The sequence below is a fragment of the Pseudoalteromonas sp. XMcav11-Q genome, from assembly GCF_040104525.1.
Classification (GTDB): Bacteria; Pseudomonadota; Gammaproteobacteria; order Enterobacterales; family Alteromonadaceae; genus Pseudoalteromonas.
This window is the reverse complement of record NZ_JBECOX010000024.1, coordinates 1-26016: the sequence shown is the minus strand read 5'-3', so window position 1 is coordinate 26016 and position 26016 is coordinate 1. Positions and strand designations below refer to the sequence as shown.

Here is a 26016-nt window from a genome sequence, read left to right as displayed (position 1 = left end):
AATAGGGTAGGCGAGCAAGTTGAGCACAATAAAGCATAGGGATTTAAGCTATCAAAAGGGAGTGTTAGATACACAGTATTTAAACCAATTGAAGCGAGTGATAGCGACAAGCTTTTCTAATGTAGAGGTAGAGCATTACTTTGCTTTGTACTTTGAAAAAGGCGAAAGCACAAAGCGCAGACTCCGGTTGTTTTTATCAGGCGGTGACATTGTCGGCTATTGCTTATTGACCTTTGATGATAGCAACAAGGATGTTTGCATTGTTGGCGCTTCAGCTGCTTTTTTGCCTGACTTTAGAGGGAAAAACAGTACCTTTAGGTTTTCTCTTATCGAGGTATTAAAACGTTATATACGTAACCCACGTAGAAAACTGTTATATGCAGATACCATGCTCAGTCCCGCCATGTTCAGGGCCATGGCAAAAAATATCGCCGAAGTTTATCCGAATAGCTTGTCTCAAAATAGCGCGATAGCAATTCTCTATGACACCATCAATCCAGTTGGCTTGGTAAGCCCTTATAATGGCCTAAGGTGTTTGAAAGCTGTTGGACGCAAAACCAATTACAGCGAGGCTGAAATTACACGCTTTAGAGAAAGCAGCAAAACTGAGATTGCACTTTACTGTTGTGTTAATCCTGACTTTGATAAGGGAATTGCGCTTGTGGCTATCATTCCAATCACAATGAAACAATTTGTATTAACCTTTAAAAAGTTGGTGCTAAATAAGCTTTGGAGTACGTCGTAATAGGGCGAGTTTTCGCCCTATTAAAGGACTTGGTTATCGCGTTATTAGCAGATATCTACTGAACGACAAAGTCCCATTGACTCACAAATTGCGACGTGAGTATCACAAATTTGCCAACTGCCACAATCAACTCTAGAGCCAAAAGTCGCGCCCGCGGCAGCAATTTTTCTGGTCGCCTGATTGTTTAGATCTTTCGCTTGCAGCGATTTTAGTTGTTTCTTTTTTAATTGTAATTTCATGGTTTTCCTTATACGTGCTGTTTAAATAATCAGCAATATATAAGCATGTATGTACCTAGATGTTAATAATAAGTTTGTTGAAAGATATTCATGTGTAAAAAATTAGGCACAAAAAAACGCCCAAACAAGGGGCGCTTTTGATAAAGGAATCTTTCTTAGGTTAGCCGCGAGGGCCTGCTGCTTTGATTGCTTCAGAAACATCGTATTTAGCGAAGTTTTCTTTGAAGTCAGCCGCAAGTTTAGCTGCATATTCCGCATACTTAGCCTGATCTTGCCATGTATTTACCGGATTAAGTAGCTTGCTATCAACACCTTCCACTGCCACTGGTACATCTAAATTTAGTGCCTCAATGTGCTGTGTCTCAACGCCCTCTAATGTATCGTTTACGATTGCATCAATCACGGCGCGAGTTGTTGGAATGTCAAAACGCTTACCAATGCCATAAGGACCACCAGTCCAACCTGTGTTTACTAGGTAAACTTTAGCGCCAAACTCACGCACGCGTTTCATTAGTAGCTCAGCGTACACGCCTGCTGGACGCGGGAAGAAAGGAGCACCAAAACAAGTTGAGAAAGTTGATTCGATATCAGAAGTTGAACCAATCTCAGTTGAGCCTACTTTCGCTGTGTAGCCACTAAGGAAGTGATAAGCCGCAGCTTCTTCGCTTAGAATTGAAACTGGAGGTAATACGCCGCTCACGTCACAAGTCAAGAATACAACTGCACGAGGCTCGCCTGCGCGGTTTTCAACTTTACGCTTTTCAACATGCTCAAGAGGGTAAGCTGCACGCGTATTTTGCGTTAAGCTTGAATCGGTATAATCAGGAGTACGCGTTTCATCTAGCACGACGTTTTCTAAAATAGTACCAAAACGGATTGCATCCCAAATAACAGGCTCGTTCTTTTGTGACAGGTCGATACATTTCGCATAACAACCGCCTTCAATGTTGAATACGCTACCAGGTGCCCAACCGTGCTCATCATCACCGATAAGAAAACGCTTAGGATCCGCAGAAAGCGTAGTTTTACCTGTTCCTGATAGACCAAAGAATAACGTTGTGTCACCAGCTTCGCCAACGTTTGCACTACAGTGCATAGGTAGCACACCTTTTGCTGGTAGTAAGAAGTTCTGTACAGAGAACATCGACTTCTTCATTTCACCGGCGTAATGCATACCTGCGATAAGCACTTTGCGCTGTGCAAAGTTGATGATAACGGTACCATCGCTGTTTGTACCATCACGCTCAGGATCACAAACAAAAGAAGGAACGTTCATCACCTGCCATTCAGGTAAATCAGTTTTGTTATAAGAGTTAGGTTCGATAAACATGTTTTTAGCGAAAATGTGGTGCCAAGCAGTTTCAGTCGTTACAACGACTGGTAAATAGTGCTCTGGATCCGCACCGACTTCTAAGTGAGAGACGAAGTGGTCATTTTCAAGAACGTGCGCTTCTACGCGAGCCCATAAAGCATCAAACTTAGCACCTTCGAATGGGCGGTTTACGTTACCCCATTGGATGTCATTTTCTGTGCTTGATTCTTTTACGATGAAACGGTCGTTTGGTGAACGTCCAGTACGACGACCAGTTTTTGCAACAAAAGCTCCATTTGCGGCTAAAGTGCCCTCGCCACGACGGATAGCGTGTTCGACAAGTTCAGCTGCGGTTAAATCGACAAAACGAGTAGCGCTTGAAGTCATGTTTATACCTAAAAAGTGAGAGTTGAACGGGATAGCTCTGGGGTACTCTTGCCCTTAGCTAAATTTATAGTAACAGATGAAATTGAGATATTCGAGCCTTTAGAGTGCTTAAAATTACATAAAAACGTCAAAAAACTTGAATAATTTCAATGATACCGGTGTCATAACTTTTGTATGTTTTATGACACCGGTATCACCCAATAGCCATAAAAAAACCGCCAAAAATGGCGGTTTCATTTTGTAATTAAGGGCTAAAGCGCAACTTAATTAAATAACGATTTAATATCTTGCTCGTTAAAAACGTAGTTTTTCAAGCAGTAATGACAGCTAATATTGACCTCGCCGTGTTTTTGCAAGTCTTCCATCAAGGCTTCTAGTCCGACATTGGCCAGCGCATTCTCGGTTTTTTCTCGGCTACATCCACATACAAACGAGATAGCTTGCGGTTCAAAAAGTTGAGGATTGTCTTCGTGATACAGTCTAGTTAGTACGGTATTGGCGTCTAAATCTAGTAGCTCTTCATCTTTAATCGTGTCGCTTAGTGCTTCAAGATGTTGGAAATCGGCAACAGACTTTTCTTTATTGACGGGCAGTACTTGTAAAAACAGACCTGCCGCTTTCACTTTATCGCCGACTAGGCTTGTTGCGAACCATAAACGGGTTTTCAATTGCTCAGATTGCTCGAAGTATTCTTCTAAACATTCGGCAAGTGATTCTTTAGAAAGGGGAACTATGCCTTGATAGCGTTCGCCTTTTGTCGGTGTAATGGTGATAACCATATACCCTTTGCCCATGAGCTCAGGTATAGATGATCCCAAAACCTCAGATTGCAGCCTTGCCACGCCACGCATCTGTTGTTTGTGATTACCATTGATCACCGCATATTTTACTGGACCATCACCTTGGAGCTGAACCGCAATGTCACCTTCAAATTTTAACGTAGCGGTCAGTAAACTGGTTGCAACCAATAACTCGCCTAATAGGTGTTGCACAGGCTCTGGGTAGTTGTGACCGCTAATGATGTCAGTAAAAGTCTGTTCTATTTGTACAAGCTCACCACGTACGTCTAGCTTGTCAAAAATATAACGATGAAGTAAATCAGTCTGCATCAATGAAAATCCTAGTTTGATTTCAATTTAAGTAATTCACGGCGTTGTTTCTTGTCCGGCTTAGTGGCAGGACGAGGCGCAAACAAGCTATTGTTTTGGCGCGCCAACGCGTTTTGCGTTCGTTTTTCAATGCTTGCTTCAGACTCTTCATAAAGAGTTTGAGCAATTGGAGCCGCTTGTCGCTTTTCCATGATTTTGAGTATGGTTACTTCTTTCTCTTCATATCCTTGGGCTAATTTCACTACCGCGCCGACTTCAACCGTTTTACTTGGTTTACAGCGTTGACCGTTGTAATGTACTTTGCCACCTTGGACCATATCGCGAGCAAGCGCTCGTGTTTTGTAAAAGCGAGCAGCCCATAACCACTTATCAATACGAACTTTCTGTTCAGATTGGTTGTTTTCCTGTTGGAGTTTTGTCACAATTCGTTAACTATTTGCTAGTGTGAAATTTAACCTAACAAATTTAGCATATTTCGTTATGCAAACAAAGTAGATGACAGGCACTAAACTTGTGAGTTAATCGCACTTTACCTAAAAAATGAACTAATATGAGTGTCTATGTTCCAAGGTTAAGTTTAGATTCAGTTAATTGGCCTACGGTGTACCTATTTAATTAAAAGTTTAACAAATGCACGCTTGTTGAAAAAATTTCGAGGCGGTACACTGGGGCGTTCAAGAAAATAAGAAAAGTATTATATGGAATTACAGTTACAACAGCTTCAGAAGTTTTGGCTTGGTTTGCCTCACGCAAAATTGAGTCGTATCATTGTTGTCCTGTCGGTTGTTTACGTTGCGTTTCTCTTTTCGCAATTATTTTGGTTGTTATGGCCAGTGCCACAAACACAACCCTTGCTTCCAGCATCACAACTGTATAGTCAATCAAGTAGCGGTATCACAAGCCAAGGAATTGTCGCTCAAAATTTGTTTGGTGAGGCAAATGCTAAGCCTGATACCAAACCACAGCCCGTGGTTTCTGATGCACCAGAAACAACGCTTAACGTTAGGCTAACCGGTATCGTAGCGGTAAGCCAAGATGATGGTGCGGGTCTTGCTATTATCGAGTCTCAGGGTCGCCAGGAGACCTACTCAGTTGATGCACCAATCACAGGCACTCGCGCTAAGCTTGCCCGAGTGTTACCTGATCGTGTGATTTTGGATGTCAGTGGGCGTTTTGAAACGCTGATGTTAGATGGTATAGAGTTTAGTCGCACTGTGGCGATGCCAACAAAGTCAAAGAAAATCGTCAACAGCACAGCTTCACCAACCCCATCTCGAAATGAACTAGCAAATCGTCGCCAGGAATTGCTCAGCGATCCAGGTAAATTATTTGATTATATTAAGATTGCTCCGGAACAGCGTAACGGCGAAGTTATTGGCTATCGTCTCTCACCTGGAAAGGATCCTGAATTGTTCGAACAGGTGGGGCTTAAAGCGAATGATTTAGCAATCGCAATTAATGGGTTTCAGCTCACGGATATGAAACAGGCTATGTCAGCTATTAATGAACTTAGAACGAGCACAGATGCGAACATCACGATTGAGCGAGACGGTCAAGTGATGGATGTGCAGTTTAGCCTGTAAAGTTACTAATTTTGGAGTTTTAGAATAATGGGTAAAAAGCTACACCTCACAAAAACCAAAAAAGGGTTAGCTAAGTATGCAACGCTCTTGATTGCTGCTGGTATTTCACTTTCTGTTTCTGCGGTTGAATATGCCGCGAACTTCAAAGGTACCGATATTAATGAATTCATTAATATCGTTAGTGATAAGCTGAATAAAACTATCATCATAGACCCTAACGTGCGCGGTAATATCAATGTTCGCAGTTATGAGTTGATGGATGAAAAGCTTTATTATCAGTTCTTTTTAAACGTGCTGGAAGTGTATGGTTATTCTGTTATTGAAATGGATAGCGGTGTGCTTAAGGTAGTTCGTAGTTCTGATGGTAAAAAGTCAAATGTACCTTTGGTATCTGGTGAAGAGCTAGGTAATGGTGACGTAATGGTAACACGCGTTGTTCGCGTGAAGAACGTTAGCGTGCAAGAGCTTGGTCCACTTATTCGTCAGTTCAGTGACCAAAAAGATGGTGGTCACGTAACCAATCTAAATTCAGCAAACGTGATGATGCTAACTGGCCACGCGTCCTCGGTGAATCGCCTAGTTGATATAATCAAAACGGTTGACCAAGCAGGTGATAAACGTGTTGATATCGTTAAGCTGAAGCATGCCACTGCTGAAGATGTTGTTAAAGTCGTTGAAAAGATTTTTCAAGACTCAGGGAAAGGCGGTGTACCAGACTTCCTTATCCCGAAAATTGTGTCAGATACCCGCACTAATAGCGTCATTGTCAGCGGTGAGTCACAGGCGCGTAGCCGAGCTGCTGAGCTTATAAAGCGTTTAGACGACGAGTTGCAATCCCAAGGCAATACTCAGGTCTTCTATCTGAATTACGCAAAAGCTGAAGATCTGGTTAAGGTTCTTCAAGGCGTGAGTAAATCGATTGAAGAAGAGCAAGCCGCAGGTCAGCAAGCAAGAACTCGCAGTAGTAGCAAAAATGAAACCAGCATTGAGGCGCATGAAGACTCAAACTCATTGGTGATAACGGCGCAGCCAGACACTATGCGTTCACTGAGTCAAGTTATTAAAAAACTGGATATCCGTCGTGCCCAAGTATTGGTTGAAGCGATTGTTGTTGAGGTTTCTGAAGCCGATGGTATTAACCTTGGCTTACAATGGATCTCTGAAAAAGGCGGTATGCTACAGTTTAATGACGGTACAACTGCACCAATTGGATCCATAGCGGTTGCTGCTGAGCAAGCACGTGACAAAACAGTCACTAAAAATATAACAGGTACAGAATCTGGAAAAACAACGGAATATGATGAGACTGTTAAGGGCGATTTGACTGGGCTTGCCAAAGTTCTAGGCGGTATTAATGGGTTAGCCGCAGGTATTGTCAAGAATGATTGGGGTGCAATCATTCAAGCGGTAACTACTGATACCAACTCAAATATTCTTGCCACGCCATCGGTTACGACTATGGATAACGAAGAAGCGTCCATGATCGTCGGTGAAGAAGTGCCAATTGTTACGGGTTCAACGGCGAACGACAATAATTCAAACCCGTTCCAAACGGTAGACCGCCAAGAAGTGGGTATTAAATTAAAAGTAACCCCTCAGATTAACGATGGCACAGCGGTTCAACTGACGATAGAACAAGAAGTATCAAGCGTGAAAGGTGCGACGTCGGTGGATATTCGAGTGGCTAAACGTGCTATCAATACCACGGTTATCGCTGATGATGGCGGCATGGTTATCTTAGGTGGTCTGATTGATGAAACCGTTCAAGAAAGTGTATCTAAAGTACCACTATTGGGTGACATTCCAATATTAGGTCACCTATTTAGATCAACAGGGACTAAAAAGGAAAAACGCAATCTATTAGTATTCATTCGTCCGACTATTGTACGTGATAGCCGCAGTATGAATGAAATTAGCCATTCAAAATATAACTTTATCCGTGGTGAGCAGCATAAACAAAGAGAAGATGGCATTGAGCTAATGCCATTTGAAGACACGCCAATCTTACCTAAGTGGGATGATAAGCTTACTCTGCCTCCTACGTATGAAGAGTTCTTAAAAGAACAAAACAAAAAAGAGCGTGAAAATGATTGATGAGAAAGTCACGCCGGATTTAGGAGCTGAAGCTGAAGAGATGGCAGCGCAGCTGCAAAGCGCTGAGCCAATACTAGGTGAGGTGGCTGAAATGCCGCCCGTCCCAGCAATCACTTTACGTTTGCCATTTTCGTTTGCACGTCGCAAAGGGGTGTTACTCAGCCCTGATGGCGATCAGGCTAAGCTCTTTCACAAAGGTACGCTTGATCTTGAAACGCTGATGGAGGTACGCCGAGTTGCAGGAAAGACATTACATCTCGAAGCTTTAGATGAAGAACGCTTTGAGCATATGCTTGAGGCGTCTTATCAAAGAGACAGCTCTGAAACACAACAGATGATGGAAGACATCGGCAACGAGATGGACTTGTTCTCGCTTGCTGAAGAATTGCCACAAACAGAAGACCTGCTTGCCGCGGATGATGATGCGCCTATCATCAAGCTAATTAATGCCATGTTGAGTGAAGCGATAAAAGAAGGTGCATCGGATATTCATATCGAAACATTCGAGCAAGAACTAGTTATTCGCTTTAGGGTTGATGGTGTACTGAAAGAAGTCTTGAAGCCAAACCGTAAATTGTCTTCATTATTAGTTTCTCGTATCAAAGTAATGGCTAAGCTCGACATCGCAGAAAAACGTGTGCCGCAGGATGGCCGTATTAGTCTGCGGATTGCGGGGCGAGCCGTGGATGTGCGTGTATCGACGATGCCATCAAGCTTTGGTGAGCGAGTGGTGCTGCGTCTACTAGACAAAAATAATGCGCGATTAGATCTCGAAGATTTGGGCATGACCCAAGCAAACCGCGATGCGTTTGCAGAGATCATAGCCAAGCCTCACGGCATCATACTGGTTACCGGTCCAACGGGCTCAGGTAAGAGTACGACCTTGTACGCAGGCATGACACAAATCAATTCTAAGGATCGCAATATTTTAACGGTTGAAGATCCGATTGAATATGAAATCCCAGGCATTGGCCAAACACAAGTAAATCCAAAAGTGGATATGACATTCGCTCGAGGTTTACGTGCGATCCTACGTCAAGATCCCGATGTGGTGATGGTTGGTGAGATCCGAGATTTAGAAACCGCGCAAATTGGTGTTCAAGCATCTTTGACCGGCCACTTGGTATTATCCACACTGCATACGAATACGGCCGCTGGTGCTATCACGCGTATGGAAGATATGGGGGTTGAGCCATTCCTTTTAAGTTCATCACTACTAGGCGTGCTGTCACAGCGATTGGTAAGAACACTTTGCCCTAACTGTAAAGAAGCGCATTTGGCGGATGAACGAGAATGTGAACTACTGGGTGTGGCCAAAGACAGTGGCACGCAAATCTTCCGTGCAGTCGGCTGTGAAGAGTGTAATTTCAATGGTTACAAAGGCCGTACGGGTATTCATGAGCTTCTCATCGTTGATGAGCCCATCCGTGAACTTATTCATAACGGTAAAGGTGAGCAGGCGGTTGAGAAGTATATTCGTAAGCGTACGCCAAGCATCCGACAAGATGGCTGTTCGCGAGTACTTGCTGGCCAAACAACCTTAGAAGAAGTAATGCGTGTAACACGTGAGGAAGGCTAATGGCAGCGTTTGAATACCGCGCCTTAGATGGTAAAGGCAAAGAGAAGAAAGGAATTTTAGAGGCGGATACGGCGAAGCAAGTTAGGCAGATGCTAAGAGAAAAAGCCATGATGCCACTTGAAGTTTTGCCTGCTGCGGAGAAAGATAAAAACCAAAGTAGTGGTGGTTTTACGCTTTTTAAAGGCTACCGTCCCTCGGTATCAGATCTTGCCTTGATCACGCGCCAGTTGGCAACCTTGATCCAATCCTCTTTACCTGTTGAAGCTGCGGTGATGGCTGTAGCTGAGCAATGCGAAAAGCCAAGACTAAAGCGTATGCTGATGGCGGTAAGATCAAAAGTCGTTGAAGGTTATACACTTGCAGATGGTATGTCGGAGTTTCCTCACGTATTTGATCACTTGTACCGCTCAATGGTTGCCGCTGGAGAAAAGTCAGGGCACTTAGATGAAGTACTAAATCGCTTGGCCGATTACACTGAACAGCGCCAGCATATGCGCAGCCAAATTACGCAAGCGATGGTGTATCCCATTATTTTGGTCATCTTTGCTATCGCGATTGTTTCCATTCTATTGGGAACGGTAGTACCAAAGATCTTGAAGACCTTTGAGAAATCTAAGCAAGCACTGCCTTGGACAACAGAGTGGGTTATGGCTGCCAGTAATTTTGTACAAAACTACTGGATGATCACATTGGCAGTGGTTGTCATTGGCACCTACGCGATTAAAAAAGCATTACAAAAACCTAAGATCCGCTTTTGGTATGATAGTAAGCTGCTGAGTTTACCAGGTCTTGGTAAGGTAACTCGCAGTGTCAATACTGCACGATTTGCGCGTACCTTAAGTATTCTCTCATCGAGTTCTGTTCCGCTACTTGAGGGCATGAAAATCTCAGGCCAAGTACTTGAGAACGAAAAAATCAAAGCCTCCGTTGCAGAAGCGGCGACTCGTGTGAGTGAAGGTGCAAGCCTTAGAGCGTCGTTGCAACAGACCAAAATGTTCCCACCTATGATGCTGCACATGATTGCCAGCGGTGAAAAGTCGGGTGAATTAGAACAGATGCTTGAGCGTGCAGCGAATAACCAAGAAAGAGAATTTGAAAGTATGGTAAATGTCTCGCTGAAGTTGCTAGAACCTGCGATGATAGCGACGATGGCAATTATTGTACTGTTTATAGTTATGGCGATTCTTCAGCCGATTATGGCGATGAACAAAGCCGTAGGATTGTAGTCAAAAAGGAAAGGCCATCGCATGTTTTTGCATGGTCATCAATAACAGCATTGAGGTAAACATTGTGAAAAAACAATCAGGTTTCTCACTACTAGAAGTGATGGTGGTACTTGTTATCATCGGTATGATCTTATCTATCGTTGCGCCTAACGTGATGGGTCAACAAGAAGAAGCAGCAAAAGAAAAGGCACGTCTAGATATTCGTCAGATTGAAGACGCAATGAAGATGTACAAACTAAAAAACAAACGCTATCCAACTACAGAGCAAGGCTTGGAAGCTTTGGTAACGCAAACCAATATTGACCCGGTACCAAAACGTTTCCCTGAAGGTGGCTTTATTTCTAAGCTTCCAGAAGATCCATGGGGTAATCCTTACCAATTAGTAAGTCCTGGCGAAATGAGCCAAATCGATATCTTTTCAATGGGTCCGGATGGCGAAGTTGGAACTGATGATGATATCGGTAACTGGGATACGGAAGACGAACGTTAATCTATGTTAGCACCTCTGCATAAACCGGCATTAGCTAAGGTAAAGGGCTTCAGTTTACTAGAAGTCCTTATTGTCTTGGTGATCATTGCTTTTTCAGTAAACCTCATTACTTATACCGTCAGTGATAGTGATGAGGAAGAGCTCGAAACCATGGCTATGCGTGTGCAGGGGACGATTAATCTTGCATCAGAATTTGCAGTACTAAATCAGGTTGAACTTGGTTTTCACTTAGATAAAGGTGTGATTGAGTTTTTGGTTTTTGACGGTGAGAAGTGGCGAACTTTCGAAGCCGACGATATCTACAAACCAATTGAGCTGCCTGAGCAGTACAAAGTGGAATTAATATTAGAAGATCTGCCTTGGTCTCAAGATAACTTACTTGAGCAAGCAAATTGGCGAGAGTTGATGAGTGGCGGCGACGACGACAATTTGCTTGAACTTAAAAAGCTCAAGATCCCGCAAGTACTTATTTTATCTTCCGGTGAAGTCAGCGCATTTAGATTAAGTGTGGAAAATAAAGAGCTTCAAGAGCCAATATTTTTTGTCGAAGGTGAATTTATGGCACCAGTAGGGCTGAAGCGGGAACCTGAAGAATGAACGCTAGAAAAAGCTTGGGCTTTACCTTACTTGAAGTCATGGTTGCGCTCAGTATTTGTGCTGTCGCTGGTATTGCTGCAATGCAAGCAACAAGCGAACATATAAACCATATCGGCTCGCTTGAAGAGCAGACCTATGCGTCGTGGGTGGCAGAAAATCGCTTGGTATTTTTGCGTGCGCAAGGCGATGACTGGCATGGGAAGAATGGTAACAAAGGCGAAGAGGAAATGGCCGGGGTCACTTGGTATTGGCAACAGCATATCCAACAAACCGCAGATCCTAGCTTTGTAAAGCTCACCGTGCACGTTTTCCGCGAACCTGAACTCAAAAACTCAGTGTATGACATCACCACTTTTATGTACCGGAGTAAGTAGTGACAGTGCATACACCTCAGCGTGGTTTCACGCTAATAGAAGTATTGTTGGCACTGGCTATTTTAGCGGTGGTGGTGACGGCGACTCACCAAATTTTAGATTCAACGCTGAAGGCCCAAGCTGCATCAGCGGAAAAAATTGCCGAAATTGAAGGTCTACAAACGACTTTCCGCTTGATGGATCAGGATTTTAATCAGATCACTAAGCGAGAAGTCAGAAATGAAGCAGGGGATTTTAGCCCAACTTATATCATCCATGGCCGGTATGAGCTTGAGAGCCAATATGATGGTATCGCTTTTGTTCGTGATGGTTGGACTAACCCTATTAGTTTATTGCCTCGCTCTGAACTGCAGGCAGTGGGCTATCGGGTTATCGATGACAAGCTTGAGCGTATTTATCGAATATACGTTGATCAGCTAGATGGAACAGAGCCACGCGCGCAGGTCATCTTGGAAGATGTCGAAGAATTAAAGTTTGAATTTTTGGACGACAAACTAAAATGGCAAGCTGATTGGAAGTCGAAATCGTTACCTAAAGCGATTAAAGTGACGTTGCAAAGAAAAGACTCGGATCCAATAAGCCGTTTATTTTTAACGCCAGGCAGTGGTGTTGCTGATGATAAGGGGCAACAGCCATGAAGCAGCAAGGTGCAGCGCTTGTTATCGTACTTTTCATCGTTGCATTGGCAGCGACAATTGCCGCTGAAATGGCGAGTAGTTTAATGGTGCAGGTACAAAAGGCCTCGAATATTCAAACTCAGCAACAAGCCAAGTGGTATAGCTATGGTGCTGAGGAATTAGTCAAAAGAGCGTTGATACAAGCGAAAAAAGATGATCCTGATACCGTTAATCTAGACCAGCCTTGGGCTCGTGAAGAAGTGCCTTACCCTGTTGACCATGGTACGTTGAGCGGTAAAGTTACAGACTTACAGGCATGCCTAAACCTGAATGCTTTGAGAGCAAAGTCACAAACAAATGGAAATGACCAAGGTGGTCAGCAGATTGGTGGAAAGAATACTAACCCAGCCCATGCTGCGCTATTGGAGCTTTTGAAGAATATTGAGGATTTGCCGAGTAACGAAAGCGAGGAAGCCCTTGCTGATAGTGTCTACGATTGGCTTGACGAAGATAGCATTACTTACCGCTCAGGGGCAGAAGAAGACGAGTATATGTCTAATCAGACGCCTTATTTAACGGCTAATAATTTGATGGCGTCTGTTAGTGAGCTACGCGTGATTAAGGGCTTTAACCCGCTGGTGATGGAAAAAATTAAGCCTTATGTTTGCGTGATCCCCGGAAGTGAGGAGCTTGCGGTAAACGTCAATACGATATTGCCAGAACAAGCGCTTTTACTCAGTGCGCTTATACCTGGTTTATCGAAGTCAGGTGCTGAAGCTATTATTTCTGCAAGACCAAAAAAAGGTTTTACCGATATTAATGAATTTTACACGGAAGTCGCGAATCAAGGGGTCAAAGACCCTAACAAGACTTCCAAAATTTTTACGATTAACAGCAATTATTTTCAGTTGCGAGCAACAGCTGTGTTTGATGAGCGACGCTTTTCTCTCACATCAATTATAGAAACAAAAGATGGTAAAGCGTACGTGCTTGCTCGTAAATTTGGAGGCGTAGAGTGACAGAACAATTATTGATCCGTGTGGATCAGTCACACCAGGCGACAATACACTGGTTAGTGTGGTCAACAGAACAACAACAAATTATTGCCAGTGGTGAATTAGAAGGGAGTGAACAGCTTGCTAGCCTTGCCGAAAAAGCGCAAACGAGACCAGTTGTTTTGTTACTACCAGCGACAGCGGTGCAGTTACGCACGCTAGAATTACCAGCAAAATGGAATAGGAAACTAGAGCAAGCCTTACCATTTATGCTTGAGGAACATGTCGCGACCGACATCGATGCGCTATTTATCGCAATTGGTAAACCGGGTATGAAAGCCGACACACATACTATCGATGTTGCGATTTGTGATAGCAGTTGGCTACAAAGCTGGTTTAGTGCCTTCGATGACGCAGGGATCAGTGTAAGTAAAGCGCTACCAGACGCCTTATGTCTGCCGCTTCATGAAGAGATGACTAGTGCCGTGCAGTTAGGGCAGCAATGGCTATTCAAACACAATGCTTGGCAAGTTGGCACTGCTGAACTTAGCTGGGTTAACGAGTACCTCGCCATTGCGGGTGTTGAGCAGCTGGCGCATTTTAGCCCTGCAAGTGATTTCTCAGAAACGATAGCGCTCACTGCGCAACAACAAGATTACGATTTACCTTTAGCCATCTTCGCGAAATCATTATCAAATATTGATTTTAATTTGCGTCAAGGTCGGTTCGCTGCGAAGAAAAAGCAACCGCAGTGGTGGCGTGATTGGCGCAGTGGCTTAATAGCGGCGAGCGTGGCAGTAGTGAGCTTTATCGCAATTAAAGGCACTCAACTGTATGTAATAAGTCATCAAGCTAATCAGCTAGAAACCCAAGCGGTTGCTATGTATCAACAGGCATTTCCAAATAAAGTAGTGCGTCCGCATTTATTGAAAAAACAGATCCAAAATGAGCTTGATGCTTTATCTGGTACGGAGCAAGGCGGCTTGCTCGAATTAACAAATCATTTTGTGGCCATTTATGAAGAGGTTGATGCTTTCGCTCCTGAAACGCTACGTTACGACAAACGTAGGAATGAACTCAGAATTAGAGCGCGCGCAAAAGAGTTCCAGATATTTGGTCAGGTCAAAGCAATTTTAGAGCAACGCGGTGTAAGCGTTGAACAGGGGGCCCTGAACAATGATGGTGACTTTGTGGTGGGTGAAATTCGTATTCGAGGTGCAGCATGAAGCAGCAAGCAGTTAACTATTGGCGTGGTTTAAAAGAGCAAGAACAAAAACTGCTGATCGTTGCCGGCGTTATTTTTGTCGTTTTTGTTCTGATAATGGGTATATTCAAACCTTTAAATCAGGCTGTCAGCGATGCCAAAGCTAAGCTAAAACGTAATCACGAGCTCGTAAATTGGGTTGGTCAAAGCGTGAATAAGCTGAAATCTAACAGCCCTGCACAGGTGATTAGCGGCGGTAATATCAGCCAGATAGTCAATAACACCCGTGGCCGCTTTCAAATCGATATCAGTAAAATGCAACCTAGTGGCGAAAGCCTGCGTTTAACCATCGATGATGTGGAATTTAATAAACTTGTTGCTTGGATAGATGAACTGACAAATAAGCATGGAGTAAAAGTAGAAAACCTAGACCTTACACAAGGGAATTTACCTGGCTTTGTGCGTGTTAGTCGCTTGGTTTTAGAGAAATAATTATGAAAAAAACACTATCTCTACTCATTATATTTTTACTCGCATTTATTATTTTTAGTGCTTTTACTATGCCAGCAGCGGTGTTGCTGCAAGTTTTTAAAGGTCAATTGCCAGCTAATTTGCAGCTAGGTGCAGTAAATGGTTCTGTTTGGCATGGTCAAGTGAGCGGTGTGAGATTCAATAACATTCAATTGAATCAGGTTCAGTGGGAGCTTGAACCGTCGGCTTTACTACTCGGTGATCTGGCAGGCAATGTACAGTTTGGTAATGCGAGAGATAAAAATGAGATCTCAGGAAAAGCTAATTTCTCATCGAATTTAGTCAGTAAATCAGTGATGGTAAATAATGCCTCACTTCGTTTCAGTGTTGAGCAGGCTATGGATCAAGTAACCCTGCCATTGCCGGTTGATGCCAAAGGGCGTGTTATCGTCAATGTGAAAAAGTACCAAAGTGGTGCACCATACTGTGAAGGGCTAAATGGTGAGATAAGTAGTCCAAATATTGATGTTAAAGGCATGAATGGTTGGTTTAGTATCGGCGACCTTAGTGGCCAGCTCGATTGTAAATCAGGAGATATTGCCGTGCTTGTTGACCCTGAAAATCGTCTGGGCTTACAGGCTGATGCGACACTTGCTGCCAATTTCCAGTTTCGCGTATCTGGTAATATTAAGCCAGATGCAAGTCTACCAAAAGAAGTACACGATGCGGTTAAGTTTTTGGGTAGACCGGATGGCGAAGGTCGTTACCCGGTAAATTTATAATATACTTCTGTCATATCAGACTTTAGTTAATCTAATCTCAGGTTAGTTATTAATATAAAAGTATTTTTGTAGGCGCTGATACGGCGCCTAAGTTCAAGGCAACACTATGCACGACTTCTCTTTTACTGCAGCTGATCAGCTGAATTTAGAAAACTACTTTTCTGCGCGCAAGCTTTCTATTGATATCGCTTTTTTACAAGGATATTTATTTGCTACCTGCATAGACCCGAACGGTATTGAGGTTGATAAGTGGCTTAAGACTTTAACCAATGCGGATCCAGAATTAGATGAGAGTATTGCGTTTGCATTGATGGCCTTACATCATGAGATTTCTGAGCAGGTATACGAAACTGAATTTCAATTGCCTTGGAATAGTGAAACACCACTTGAGCAAAAAATTAATTGGGCCGAAGGATTTTTAATGGCGGCAACGCCCTTTTACGAGCAATTGATGTCCAGTCCGCTCGCCGACGATATTAAACAAGCTTTGCAAGTGAGCACAGAACAACTAGGGCTCTTTGCACTTGGTGAGCAACAGTTAACGATTTACTGTGACAAAATAGGACAGTCACTGGTCGAGTTTCAACTAACTCAAGCGCAATTGGCTGACGAGTTTGCCGCATCTTATGCTGAGTTAGTCGAAGTTGCCGCAGTGAATAGTGGACTATTTGAATAACCTTTATGCGAGATCTAACTCGATAAATGTGCAACCCTGCTGGCATTGCGCCACAGCTCTATTTGACGTTGATTGGCTTAAACTGAGTGCTATGGGTTGCTGACAGCTTGGGCAATTGACAACACGTCCCTGACTAAGCTTTTTGATGAGTGCTTTTTGATCATTAAAGGATTTTGCCGACTTTTTATTTAATTGACTAAAGTCCATTATAATCCCTTTGCTTCATGAATGGCTTGCTCTGCAATTTCACAGATTTTGACGAGATCGGGGCCGTAAAAATACAAGTTATAGTCGTTTTCTTTACAATACTTGAGGTGGAAAAGCCTTACTTTTTCATCTGTTGCAAGGGCTTCATCAATATAGCGCTTTTCGTCATCTGTCATGGTAATTGCTTTTACTACGTTGGCTCTGGCGATTCTTGCAGCCGTACTGCGTTGTACTTTGCTGGACTCGCTTAGCACTTCAACGCCTTGACCGAGTAACCTATCTCTTGGCTCTTTAATCAATGGATGATCCACAGTAAACAGAGCAACGACTATAATGGCTAATACTAAGAATTTTTTCATAATCTGACGCTGATTTGATCTAGCTAACAAAAATCTTGTTCCTAGTGTAATAAACTTGTCTGTCAGGTCGCAACAGGTCTCTCATCATTTATGGTGGGTTTTAGCTCAACTTACTATTAATCATAGGGTTTCAAAGCGTATAATAGTAAGCGCTAAACTATGTCATGGGGCACATTGCAATAGTTTAGCCTGTATTTTTCAAGGTCACTGTAGCAAGTGCATCTCGTTCCAAAGCACTAAGGAGCTTCCATGGAGAACGAAAGAATCAAGGTTAAAAACATACCGTCTGAAGTAAAAATTCAAAAGCCAATAGGTGGCACTGAAGGGAAATCGCTCAATAGCTCTACGCCCGATCGTTTTAATCCTCGTAATCGCATATATGTCCGGGCGGTGTCTGGCCTACATCAACTGCTAAGAAGGCGTATCGGCTTTATTGGTATGTTGGCATTTATGGCTTTACCTTGGTTAAACTTTCACGGCCATCAAGCGGTGTTGTTCGATATTTTTGAGCAGAAGTTCAATATTTTTGGCATGACACTATGGCCACAAGATCTGACTATCTTTGCTTTTATTCTGATGATAGCGGCATTTGCTCTGTTCTTGGTGACCACCTTCTATGGCCGGGTATGGTGCGGCTACACCTGTCCGCAAACCGTTTGGACGTTTATTTTTATTTGGTTTGAAGAAAAATTTGAAGGAACAGCAAACCAACGGAAAAAACTAGATCAGAGACCGATGGATTTTGACAAGTTTTGGCGAAAAACGGCAAAACACGGTAGCTGGATACTCTTTTCACTGTATACCGCAATCACTTTTGTTGGTTACTTTACCCCGATCCGCTCATTGCTCCCTGATTTACTTACTTTTTCAGCAGGTTTTTATTCCGTCATTAGCATCATCGTGTTTACCATTTGTACTTATGGTAATGCCGGTTGGATGAGGGAAATTATGTGTTTACACATCTGTCCTTACTCTCGCTTCCAATCAGCCATGTTTGATAAGGATACGTTTACCGTCGCTTATGATAGCGAACGAGGTGAAAGTCGCGGTCCTCGAGGACGCAAGCAAGATCCAAAAGAGCTAGGTCTAGGAGATTGTATTGATTGTAACCTGTGTGTTCAGGTGTGTCCTACCGGTATCGATATTCGTAATGGTTTGCAATATGAATGCATCAACTGTGGTGCGTGTATTGATGCCTGTGATGGTGTTATGGATAAGATGAACTACCCGCGCGGATTAATTGCTTACACTACAGAGCGCAATTTAGAATCATCTAGCGAAAAGACCAAACCAGTACGTGGTAAATTAATCGGTTATTTAATGATCCTGGTCGTTATCACTGGTGCATTAGTTGCGAATATTGCGATGCGTAAGCCGATGGATCTTGATATTATTCGGGATAGAAATCAACTTTATCGTGTCAATATTGAGGGATTGGTAGAAAATACCTATACCTTGAAAGTGATAAACAAAGCGCAAGTTGAGCAGAAATTTTCTATTGCAATAACGGGTCTAAGTAATTATCAGGTGATCGGTAAGCATGAGGTGCACTTAGCTGCAGGCACGACATTAGATGTGCCACTCTCTGTTGTGATTGATCCATATGATTTGAAAAAGCCAGTAACCGAATTTGAGTTTGTGCTTATTAACCAAGAAGATCCAGAAGAGCGGCTGGCGCAGCCGACCAATTTCTTCAAAGGAAGATAATAGAGTAAGGTAAAAGCGAGGTATAAAACCTCGCTTTTTTATAAACATTATGAACGATTTTAGTTTTAACGCACTGACACCGGATCTTATTTTAGATGCGATTGAGGCACTTGAGATATATCCTACAACGGGGTTATTGGCCCTGAACAGCTATGAAAACCGTGTTTATCAATTTGGTGCTGAGGACGGCAAGCGTTATGTAGTGAAGTTTTACCGTCCAGCGCGTTGGACGGATGAACAAATTCTTGAAGAGCATGAGTTCGCGCTGGCAGCGAAAGAAGCTGAAGTGCCAGTTGTGGCACCTTTAATTATTGCTGGGCGTAGTCTGCACTTTCATGAAGGTTACCGCTATACGTTGTTTCCAAGCGTTGGTGGACGCCAGTTCGAACTCGATAATCTAGACCACTTAGAAATTTTAGGTCGCTATCTAGGGCGCTTGCATTGTCTGTCGGCTGAGCGAGCATTCGAGCATAGACCACAGCTCAATACCCAGCGTTTTTTGGTTGATGCGCAACAAACACTGCTAAAAAGCCAGCTAGTACCTAGTCATCTACATACTCCATTTGTTACTATTCTTGAGCAAGTTATTAACAAAGCAACCTTAAAGTATCAAGTTACTAAAACACTTCGGCTTCATGGGGATTGTCATGCTGGAAATTTATTGTGGTCTAGAGATCAATTGATGTTGGTGGATCTTGACGATTGTCAGCAAGGCCCTGCAATACAAGACTTGTGGATGATGTTAAATGGCGACCGCAACGAGCAATTGGTACAGTTAGACACCCTGCTTATGGGTTACGAAGAATTTATGCCGTTTGATTCAAAAGAGCTTGCGTTAATTGAGCCGCTACGTGCCATGAGAATGGTGAATTATATGGCTTGGTTGGCACAGCGCTGGCAGGATCCTGCATTCGAACGGAACTTTTCTTGGTTTGCGACAGACAAATACTGGGAACAACAGATCCTAGCGTTAAAAGAGCAATTTGCCGCATTAGATGAACCAAGTTTGAGCCTATTTCCTTAAAATTAGAGAGAGTAACATGCTAAAGAAATTCAGAATCGCATTAGTCGCACTATTTTTGCCTATTGCAGCAATGGCTTCAGACTTTACCGAAGGTGAGCACTACACGACCTTAACAACCGAACAGAGTAAATCAGAGAAAGTTACCGAGTTTTTCTCTTTTTACTGTCCTCACTGTTTCCGCTTTGAGCCAATTGCAAAAGCGATTGAAAAGAATTTACCAAAGGAAGCTCGCTTTGAAAAAAGCCATGTAAACTTCCTACGAGGTATTCCTACAGAGACGCAAAGTAATCTTAGCTATGCCTATATTATTGCCGAGCAAGAAGGCAAAGCGGATGTGATTGCTGAGAAGATTTTCAATACTATTCATGTTGAAAGAAACAAACTGTTAGACATTAAAGATTTGAAAACGCTAATGGAGTTAAATGGGATTTCTGCTGAAAAGTTTGAGCAGGCTGTAACGAGTATGCCTGTCGTGAGTGCTGAAAATAACATGCTTAAAGCACAAAATAAGTTTTCTGACGCGGGTGCACTAACAGGCGTTCCAACTTTTATCGTAAATGACAAATACAGAATCGAAATGAAAGGTATCAAGAGCCAAGAGCAGCTTGATGAATTGATCGCATATCTATTAAAAAAATAAGGACTGGAGAAAGTTAGTATGTTGAAAGTATTAAAAGGCTTAGCGGTTGCACTAATGCTTCCTCTTCTTGCTCAGGCTGCGCCATTTGAAGAAGGTGTGCATTATGAAGTTATTGCCGAGCGTGGCACGAAAAAGCCTGAGGTAATGGAGTATTTTTCTTTTTATTGTCCAGCCTGTAACGCAATGGAAAATTTAATCGTTGACGTTAAACCAAAGCTGGACGAGGGCGTTAAGTTTAAAAAGAGCCATATAGATTTTGTTGGTCCAAGAGAGCCTGAGATCCAACAGGTGTTGGCACAAGCACTTGCAACTGCTGAAGTGCTGCCACAAAAAGACAAGATAGTTGCAGCCATGTTTAATCATATCCATGGCAAGCGCGCAAAAATCAATGAACTTGCTGATGTAAAAGATATCTTTATTGCACAAGGTGTTGAAGAAGAGAAGTTTGATAAACTTTATGCCAGTTTCTCTGTTCGTACTAAAGCTTCAAAAATGCAACGAATGCAGAAGACACTTTCTGATAAAGGCGCGCTAACAGGTGTACCAATGTTCGTGGTAAACGGTAAATACAAGCTATTGCTTCGTGAGTCTGGTACGACTAAGCCTGAGCAAATTGCAGCTTTGGTGAATTATTTAGCAAAGAAATAAAATCTAATTTGTATTAGACTAGCCCTGCAATTGTTGCGGGGCTTTTTTATGTTTAAAGTTTTAGTTTCTAGCTGTTTATTAGGTTATCCGGTGAGGTATGACGCCTCTTCACAAAGCCTTCAAGACAATACGTTGCAGTATTGGCGGCAAAAAAATTGGGTCTTACCGCTGTGCCCCGAAGTATCTGGTGGTTTACCAACACCTCGCCCATCGGCTGAAATAGCAGATGGTAAAGTTTTGAGTAAACAAGGGGATGATTTTACCACCGCGTTTGAACTCGGTGCTAAAAAAGCGCTAGCGGCTTGTCTTCAGCACGATATAAAGTTTGCGTTGTTAAAAGAGTCCAGTCCGTCTTGCGGCAGCAATCTGATTTACGATGGTAGTCATACAGGTAAAAAAATAGTAGGGCAGGGGCTAACGGCGTCTTTATTACAGCAATCCGGTATTCAAGTCTTTAGCGAAACTCAACTGCCAGCACTTATCACAGCGATGGCAGCCAGTCGTTAATAGTTAGAGATCACTTTCTCACTAAGTAAACGCCAGATTCAATATGATGGGTATAAGGGAACTGATCGAAAATTGCCATGCGTGCGATTTTATGTGTTTCACATAACAAGGCTAAATCACGCTCTAATGTGTCTGGATTACATGAGATATAAATAATGTTGTCGTAGTTGCTGACTAAGCGACAGGTTAATTCATCCATACCAGCACGAGGCGGGTCGACAAGGATCGTTTGGCAATCATAGGACTGTAAATCAATACCATCTAATCGAGAAAACTTCAGCCCTTTCATGGCTTGTGTAAACTCTTCACTCGACATGCGAATAATATCTAAGTTATCGACTTTGTTTGCTGCAATATTAAATTGTGCAGACTTTACTGATGATTTAGAGATCTCCGTAGCCAGCACTTTATTGAATGAACCAGCCAACGCAATTGAAAAGTTACCGTTACCACAATAAAGCTCAAGTAGATCGTTGCTTAGCGGTTCACTGATGGACTGCGCCCAAGCTAGCATTTTCTGATTCACTTGTGCATTCGGTTGCGTAAAGCTGTTCTCAACCTGCTGATAAATATACTCTTTACCGTTAACGCTTAGTTTTTCAGTTACATAGTCGTTGCCAAACACAACCTTTTGTTTTCTAGCACGACCGATAAAATCAACTTTATAGGTTTGTTGCAACTCGGCTCTCAATGTCTGCATCGCGGTTTGCCACGCTTCATCTAACTGCTTGTGATAAAGCAAGCTGATCAGTACTTCACCACTCAGTGTCGTGAGGTAGTCGATCTGAAACAGTTTACGACGCAATATTTCGTTGCCTTTCAGCTGATGTATCATCACCTGCATCATTTCATTGACAAGCGGCGCACCAGGATCAAAGCTATCAACACGGATCTTTTCTTTTGTTTGCTGGTCAAACATGATGTGAAACAGATCTTCACCCTCATGCCATACTCTAAATTCACAGCGCTGGCGGTAATGGCGAGTTGCAGATTCATACACTTCAAGTGCAGGTGCATCAAACTGTGCAAATTGTGTTGTGATACGCTCAGCTTTATCTGCTAACTGTTGCTCGTATGCTGAATCATCAATTTTTATTACTGCCATGCTAAAACCATCTATGTTGAATTAAGAGGCGCTATTTTAGGGAGCGTTGCTAATTTGTCCAGTCTAGCATCACTGATGCGTCTGGTTTGCTGTTTTTTTAATCATTATACTTTAGCTTTGCGCAAATATGCCGATAATCTAACTAATATATTGGAGGGCATACCATGAAAATCGGGCAATTAAATCAGTTGCTCAATCCAGCGATGCAGCATAAGCCTGGAAAGAGCAAAGGGATAGGACCAAATATCCAAATTAATTCGGACATCTATGCGGGGAATAAATCTAAGCTAGCAGCTAAAATTCTTGATGATAAGCTTGCAGAAGCGTTGGGGATTGAGAAGCCGACACAAGATAAAAAAGACAAGCCACTATTTGATTTTGAATCTATTGTCAAAAATGTACTCGATTTTGTTCAGGGTGCAGTGAAGAAAGCCAAAGTCGACGGCAAAAATGATGACGAATTGAAATCCATGCTAGATGGGGCACGTAAGGGCGTGCTGCAGGGTATTGATGAAGCCAGCGAAGAGTTAAAAGGCATGGGCGCTTTCAATTCCGATATCGAAGATGGTATTGAAAAATCACGAGAAGGGATTTTTAAAGGTTTAGATGATTTTGAAAAAGAGCTGTTTGAAGAAAAGTCGCCAAAGGCATTAGCGATCAGTGCCGCACAGTTTGCGAGCCTCTCTAATCAGGCTGAATATGCATTTACTACAGCTGAAGGGGATGAAGTCGTTATTTCATTCTCCGATGCGTATGCTCAGGGGGCCGCTGCGAGTGTCGCGCAAAAAGGTAATGATTATGGCATGGCATATGGCACTAAGTCCTCTCACGAAGTCAGTTTCTCAATTAAGGTAAATGGTGAGTTGAACGAAGAGGAGCAGCAGGCAATTAACGATATGATGGAAGATATCCGTAATGTCAGTGACTCTTTTTTCGGTGGTGAATACGATGAAGCTTTCGATTTGGCAAAGTCGCTTAGCTTAAACTCAGATCAGATCACTAATTTCACGATGGATCTAAGACAAAGTAAAACGTCAGCTGCGATTGCTCAATATCAGCAAGGTAATCCAATGAAAGAGTTAGAGAAGGCATTTATGCCACTCAATAAGCAGTTAGCAGATGTGCAAGAGCAAGCTAAGGGACTCAATGCCGATAATGAGTTGCCAAACCTGCTTGCTTGGATGAATGAAGGTCAGTCGAGACTAAATGAGTTTTTGGATTATGCTAGTAGCTTTTTTAGTAAACTGAATGAACTAAATAAAGAGCAAGTAGAGCAAAAACAAACAAGCTAAGCCAGTTTATTTTCGCGAGGACTCATGGCAAACTTCATACTTCATTGATTTGAGGTATGAAGTTTGTCGCATATTTTGGTTTTCGATTCGGGGATCGGTGGCACCAGTGTGCTGTCGCACTTAAAGGCATGTTTGCAGGGGGTTTCATTTAGTTATGTTATGGACAATGCTTTTCTCCCATATGGCCTTCAGCCTCAAGAGCTAATCAAATCACGTATCAAGGGACTTATTCGTTGGCAACAGCAATACTTGGGCAATGTTGATCTTATCGTTATTGCATGTAATACCGCTTCAACATACGCATTAGAAGAAGCCAGAAAACATACCCAGATACCAATTATAGGTGTGGTTCCTGCTGTTAAGCCTGCTGCGTCTAGTTCAAAGACCAAGCACATCGCACTATTAGCAACACCGGCAACGTCAAATAATGCATATACGCATAAGCTCATCATGGATTTTACCTCAGGTTGTAAAGTTGAAACTTTGCATTCAACGGAGCTTGTAAGGATCGCTGAGTACTTTTATTGGCATAACGAGTTGGATAAAGAGGCACTGTGCGCGGAAATAGCTCGGCTTAACATTCCAGCCACTGTTGATAGGCTCGTGTTGGGGTGTACACATTTTCCTTTGATAGCTCACGATATCAAGAATTGCTTACAGAAGCATGTTGAGCTGGTTGATTCAGGCAAAGCAATAGCCAACCGTGCAGTGTCACTGTTGGGAAGTCAAATAGTAGTAGGAGAAAAGGTGCCGAGTGCATCGGAAGTGTGTTTCTATGCAACGGCACCAGTAATGGATAGTAAAGAAGCAATCTCTATAATTAATTTAAATAAAGATTAATTAAGCGGGTGAGTGATCCATCTCACCTTCAGGCTTTTGCTTTGCTTCTCTTACTTTTAATGTACGCTGTTGAAATTCACGCTCATTGAGTTGAGTGATCGCCTTTTCTGCATCTTGCTTAGACATCTCAACAAAACCAAAACCACGTCGTTTGCCTGTGTTTTTATCCTTAAGTAGACGAACTGAAAATACTTGCCCTTGCTCTTCGAAAAGTTCGCGGACAACATGTTCGTTGGCTCGATATGGTAGATTGCCTACATATAATGTAGTAGTTGATAAGTTTGATTGTTTTTCTTGTTGTGTATCACTTTTTAAAAACTGGCTTACTACACTACCGATGATAATACCTACGGCAAGCATAAGAGCAGCGTCGAGCTGTGTAGAGCTTAATGCAAGATCAACAATGAAAAAGCTCGCTACTGCAATAACCAAAGTGATCAAAATTACTTTATGATCAAAAGACTTCATATAAATATACCAATTAAAATAAGGTTAAACATTAATTTAACAAATGAGTTAGCTATCTTAACGAGTTAATTAAACTTCGCAATAATTAATATAGTTCTGATAGTAAGATTTGTCCTTTTTTGCATGGTTTTTATACTAAAAAGTGGGTTTTGGTTAATGTTTGTTCGAACGATCAAGAAGATCGAAAAAAAGGGTTGCACTAAAATCGGATCGCCCTATAATGCGACCCCACTGACACGGGGCGCTACGCTGAAAAGCAAAGCAGCAACGAGTTAGCGTCAAGTAAAACTTAGCTTTGAAAACTTAAGAGAAAACTTCTTCTCAAGAAATTCAAAATTAAGTGTTGACAAAAAATCGGGAATGCTTAGAATGCACACCCCTCGAAACAGCGAAATGTTTCGAAATGTTCTTTAAAAATATGAAGCAATCATCTGTGTGGGCACTCGTACAGGTTGAGTTCTAACAGCAGATTCTAGTTCGCTAGATGACGCAAACAAATTTAGAGTCTCAATTGAGCTGAGTGACCAACAGAATAAACATAGTTTATTCAGCACAGTCAATTCGATACCGAAAGGTATCAAAATCAGAATTCATTGAGCACGAAACTTAGGTTTCAAAAAACTTTTAATTGAAGAGTTTGATCATGGCTCAGATTGAACGCTGGCGGCAGGCCTAACACATGCAAGTCGAGCGGTAACATTTCTAGCTTGCTAGAAGATGACGAGCGGCGGACGGGTGA

29 protein-coding genes and 1 rRNA gene are annotated in these 26016 nt (G+C 42.5%); 22 read left to right on the top strand and 8 right to left on the bottom strand.

Features of this window, described 5'->3' with window-relative positions; all coding sequences use genetic code 11:
* The first annotated feature begins 19 nt into the window (after positions 1 to 19).
* Positions 20 to 745 carry a hypothetical protein gene (locus ABMY45_RS22815; protein ID WP_233525187.1) on the top strand — a complete coding sequence of 242 codons (726 nt, stop codon included), beginning with the start codon at positions 20 to 22 and terminating at the stop codon, positions 743 to 745.
* A 44-nt stretch (positions 746 to 789) separates the two neighbouring features.
* Here ABMY45_RS22815 and ABMY45_RS22810 read toward each other — a convergent pair whose 3' ends face one another.
* The 4 genes from ABMY45_RS22810 to hslR all read right to left on the bottom strand — a co-directional run bounded on the left by ABMY45_RS22810 (position 790) and on the right by hslR (position 4214).
* On the bottom strand, positions 790 to 984 hold the full coding sequence (locus ABMY45_RS22810) for a hypothetical protein (protein ID WP_010604365.1): 195 nt from the start codon (positions 982 to 984) through the stop codon (positions 790 to 792).
* Between the two features lie 160 nt (positions 985 to 1144).
* Positions 1145 to 2683: a phosphoenolpyruvate carboxykinase gene (locus tag ABMY45_RS22805; protein ID WP_010378491.1), complete on the bottom strand. Its 1539-nt coding sequence runs from the start codon at positions 2681 to 2683 to the stop codon at positions 1145 to 1147.
* A 263-nt stretch (positions 2684 to 2946) separates the two neighbouring features.
* Positions 2947 to 3792, bottom strand: a complete 846-nt coding sequence (gene hslO / locus ABMY45_RS22800; protein WP_010604366.1) for an Hsp33 family molecular chaperone HslO — start codon at positions 3790 to 3792, stop codon at positions 2947 to 2949.
* Between the two features lie 11 nt (positions 3793 to 3803).
* Positions 3804 to 4214, bottom strand: a complete 411-nt coding sequence (hslR, locus tag ABMY45_RS22795; RefSeq protein WP_010378496.1) for a ribosome-associated heat shock protein Hsp15 — start codon at positions 4212 to 4214, stop codon at positions 3804 to 3806.
* A gap of 276 nt (positions 4215 to 4490) precedes the next feature.
* On the opposite strand from hslR, the gene gspC reads away from it, so the two are divergent.
* From gspC to ABMY45_RS22730, 13 genes are all read left to right on the top strand, one after another.
* Entirely contained in the window at positions 4491 to 5375 is an 885-nt protein-coding gene (gspC, locus tag ABMY45_RS22790) for a type II secretion system protein GspC (RefSeq protein ID WP_010604367.1), read from the top strand.
* A 27-nt stretch (positions 5376 to 5402) separates the two neighbouring features.
* The gene (gene gspD, locus ABMY45_RS22785; protein WP_010604368.1) at positions 5403 to 7469 is read left to right on the top strand and encodes a type II secretion system secretin GspD; all 2067 of its coding nucleotides are present in this window, start codon (positions 5403 to 5405) and stop codon (positions 7467 to 7469) included.
* Positions 7470 to 7560: 91 nt separating this feature from the next.
* Positions 7561 to 9048 (top strand): type II secretion system ATPase GspE, encoded by a 1488-nt coding sequence (gene gspE / locus ABMY45_RS22780; RefSeq protein ID WP_174171065.1) that lies wholly within the window; start codon positions 7561 to 7563, stop codon positions 9046 to 9048.
* Entirely contained in the window at positions 9048 to 10274 is a 1227-nt protein-coding gene (gene gspF / locus ABMY45_RS22775) for a type II secretion system inner membrane protein GspF (protein WP_010378505.1), read from the top strand. The genes gspE and gspF overlap by 1 nt, the downstream gene beginning before the upstream one ends.
* Before the next feature lie 64 nt (positions 10275 to 10338).
* On the top strand, positions 10339 to 10764 hold the full coding sequence (gspG, locus tag ABMY45_RS22770) for a type II secretion system major pseudopilin GspG (RefSeq protein WP_026001105.1): 426 nt from the start codon (positions 10339 to 10341) through the stop codon (positions 10762 to 10764).
* 3 nt (positions 10765 to 10767) lie between these two features.
* Positions 10768 to 11361 (top strand): prepilin-type N-terminal cleavage/methylation domain-containing protein, encoded by a 594-nt coding sequence (locus ABMY45_RS22765; RefSeq protein ID WP_010604370.1) that lies wholly within the window; start codon positions 10768 to 10770, stop codon positions 11359 to 11361.
* Positions 11358 to 11735 carry a type II secretion system minor pseudopilin GspI gene (gspI, locus tag ABMY45_RS22760; protein ID WP_206471521.1) on the top strand — a complete coding sequence of 126 codons (378 nt, stop codon included), beginning with the start codon at positions 11358 to 11360 and terminating at the stop codon, positions 11733 to 11735. Before ABMY45_RS22765 ends, gspI begins: the two co-directional genes overlap by 4 nt.
* Positions 11735 to 12373 carry a type II secretion system minor pseudopilin GspJ gene (gene gspJ, locus ABMY45_RS22755; protein WP_010604372.1) on the top strand — a complete coding sequence of 213 codons (639 nt, stop codon included), beginning with the start codon at positions 11735 to 11737 and terminating at the stop codon, positions 12371 to 12373. The genes gspI and gspJ overlap by 1 nt, the downstream gene beginning before the upstream one ends.
* Positions 12370 to 13371, top strand: a complete 1002-nt coding sequence (gene gspK, locus ABMY45_RS22750) for a type II secretion system minor pseudopilin GspK (protein ID WP_206471520.1) — start codon at positions 12370 to 12372, stop codon at positions 13369 to 13371. Before gspJ ends, gspK begins: the two co-directional genes overlap by 4 nt.
* On the top strand, positions 13368 to 14573 hold the full coding sequence (gspL, locus tag ABMY45_RS22745; protein ID WP_349289536.1) for a type II secretion system protein GspL: 1206 nt from the start codon (positions 13368 to 13370) through the stop codon (positions 14571 to 14573). The genes gspK and gspL overlap by 4 nt, the downstream gene beginning before the upstream one ends.
* A complete protein-coding gene (locus ABMY45_RS22740; RefSeq protein WP_349289535.1) occupies positions 14570 to 15043 on the top strand; it encodes a type II secretion system protein M in 474 nt (157 codons plus the stop codon). The genes gspL and ABMY45_RS22740 overlap by 4 nt, the downstream gene beginning before the upstream one ends.
* A 2-nt stretch (positions 15044 to 15045) precedes the next feature.
* Positions 15046 to 15804 (top strand): type II secretion system protein N, encoded by a 759-nt coding sequence (locus ABMY45_RS22735; RefSeq protein WP_010604376.1) that lies wholly within the window; start codon positions 15046 to 15048, stop codon positions 15802 to 15804.
* 106 nt (positions 15805 to 15910) lie between these two features.
* Positions 15911 to 16480, top strand: a complete 570-nt coding sequence (locus ABMY45_RS22730) for a UPF0149 family protein (RefSeq protein ID WP_174171060.1) — start codon at positions 15911 to 15913, stop codon at positions 16478 to 16480.
* A gap of 3 nt (positions 16481 to 16483) precedes the next feature.
* Here ABMY45_RS22730 and ABMY45_RS22725 read toward each other — a convergent pair whose 3' ends face one another.
* Together ABMY45_RS22725 and ABMY45_RS22720 are read right to left on the bottom strand one after the other, a co-directional pair.
* Entirely contained in the window at positions 16484 to 16687 is a 204-nt protein-coding gene (locus tag ABMY45_RS22725) for a hypothetical protein (RefSeq protein ID WP_010604378.1), read from the bottom strand.
* A complete protein-coding gene (locus ABMY45_RS22720) occupies positions 16687 to 17046 on the bottom strand; it encodes a hypothetical protein (protein WP_026001103.1) in 360 nt (119 codons plus the stop codon). The genes ABMY45_RS22725 and ABMY45_RS22720 overlap by 1 nt, the downstream gene beginning before the upstream one ends.
* Positions 17047 to 17295: 249 nt before the next feature.
* On the opposite strand from ABMY45_RS22720, the gene ccoG reads away from it, so the two are divergent.
* From ccoG to ABMY45_RS22695, 5 genes are read left to right on the top strand one after another with little or no spacing between them, the layout of a single operon-like run.
* Entirely contained in the window at positions 17296 to 18753 is a 1458-nt protein-coding gene (ccoG, locus tag ABMY45_RS22715; protein WP_102057652.1) for a cytochrome c oxidase accessory protein CcoG, read from the top strand.
* A 49-nt stretch (positions 18754 to 18802) separates the two neighbouring features.
* Entirely contained in the window at positions 18803 to 19777 is a 975-nt protein-coding gene (locus ABMY45_RS22710) for a serine/threonine protein kinase (RefSeq protein ID WP_227386790.1), read from the top strand.
* A gap of 16 nt (positions 19778 to 19793) precedes the next feature.
* Positions 19794 to 20417 carry a thiol:disulfide interchange protein DsbA/DsbL gene (locus tag ABMY45_RS22705; protein WP_206471517.1) on the top strand — a complete coding sequence of 208 codons (624 nt, stop codon included), beginning with the start codon at positions 19794 to 19796 and terminating at the stop codon, positions 20415 to 20417.
* An 18-nt stretch (positions 20418 to 20435) separates the two neighbouring features.
* Entirely contained in the window at positions 20436 to 21065 is a 630-nt protein-coding gene (locus tag ABMY45_RS22700) for a thiol:disulfide interchange protein DsbA/DsbL (RefSeq protein WP_010604382.1), read from the top strand.
* Between the two features lie 48 nt (positions 21066 to 21113).
* The gene (locus tag ABMY45_RS22695) at positions 21114 to 21572 is read left to right on the top strand and encodes a DUF523 domain-containing protein (RefSeq protein WP_010604383.1); all 459 of its coding nucleotides are present in this window, start codon (positions 21114 to 21116) and stop codon (positions 21570 to 21572) included.
* 10 nt (positions 21573 to 21582) lie between these two features.
* Here the strand turns inward: ABMY45_RS22695 and trmA are convergent, their stop codons facing one another.
* Positions 21583 to 22677, bottom strand: coding sequence for a tRNA (uridine(54)-C5)-methyltransferase TrmA (gene trmA, locus ABMY45_RS22690; RefSeq protein ID WP_349289534.1), 1095 nt, complete (start codon positions 22675 to 22677; stop codon positions 21583 to 21585).
* A 164-nt stretch (positions 22678 to 22841) separates the two neighbouring features.
* Between trmA and ABMY45_RS22685 the strand changes: the two genes are divergently transcribed.
* Together ABMY45_RS22685 and murI are read left to right on the top strand one after the other, a co-directional pair.
* Positions 22842 to 23969, top strand: a complete 1128-nt coding sequence (locus ABMY45_RS22685) for a DUF5610 domain-containing protein (RefSeq protein ID WP_349289533.1) — start codon at positions 22842 to 22844, stop codon at positions 23967 to 23969.
* Between the two features lie 63 nt (positions 23970 to 24032).
* The gene (murI, locus tag ABMY45_RS22680; protein ID WP_349289532.1) at positions 24033 to 24809 is read left to right on the top strand and encodes a glutamate racemase; all 777 of its coding nucleotides are present in this window, start codon (positions 24033 to 24035) and stop codon (positions 24807 to 24809) included.
* Here the strand turns inward: murI and ABMY45_RS22675 are convergent, their stop codons facing one another.
* Positions 24810 to 25277, bottom strand: coding sequence for an RNA-binding protein (locus ABMY45_RS22675; protein WP_045988290.1), 468 nt, complete (start codon positions 25275 to 25277; stop codon positions 24810 to 24812). It lies immediately after the preceding gene.
* Between the two features lie 625 nt (positions 25278 to 25902).
* On the opposite strand from ABMY45_RS22675, the gene ABMY45_RS22670 reads away from it, so the two are divergent.
* A 16S ribosomal RNA gene (locus ABMY45_RS22670) occupies positions 25903 to 26016 on the top strand; the annotation flags it as partial.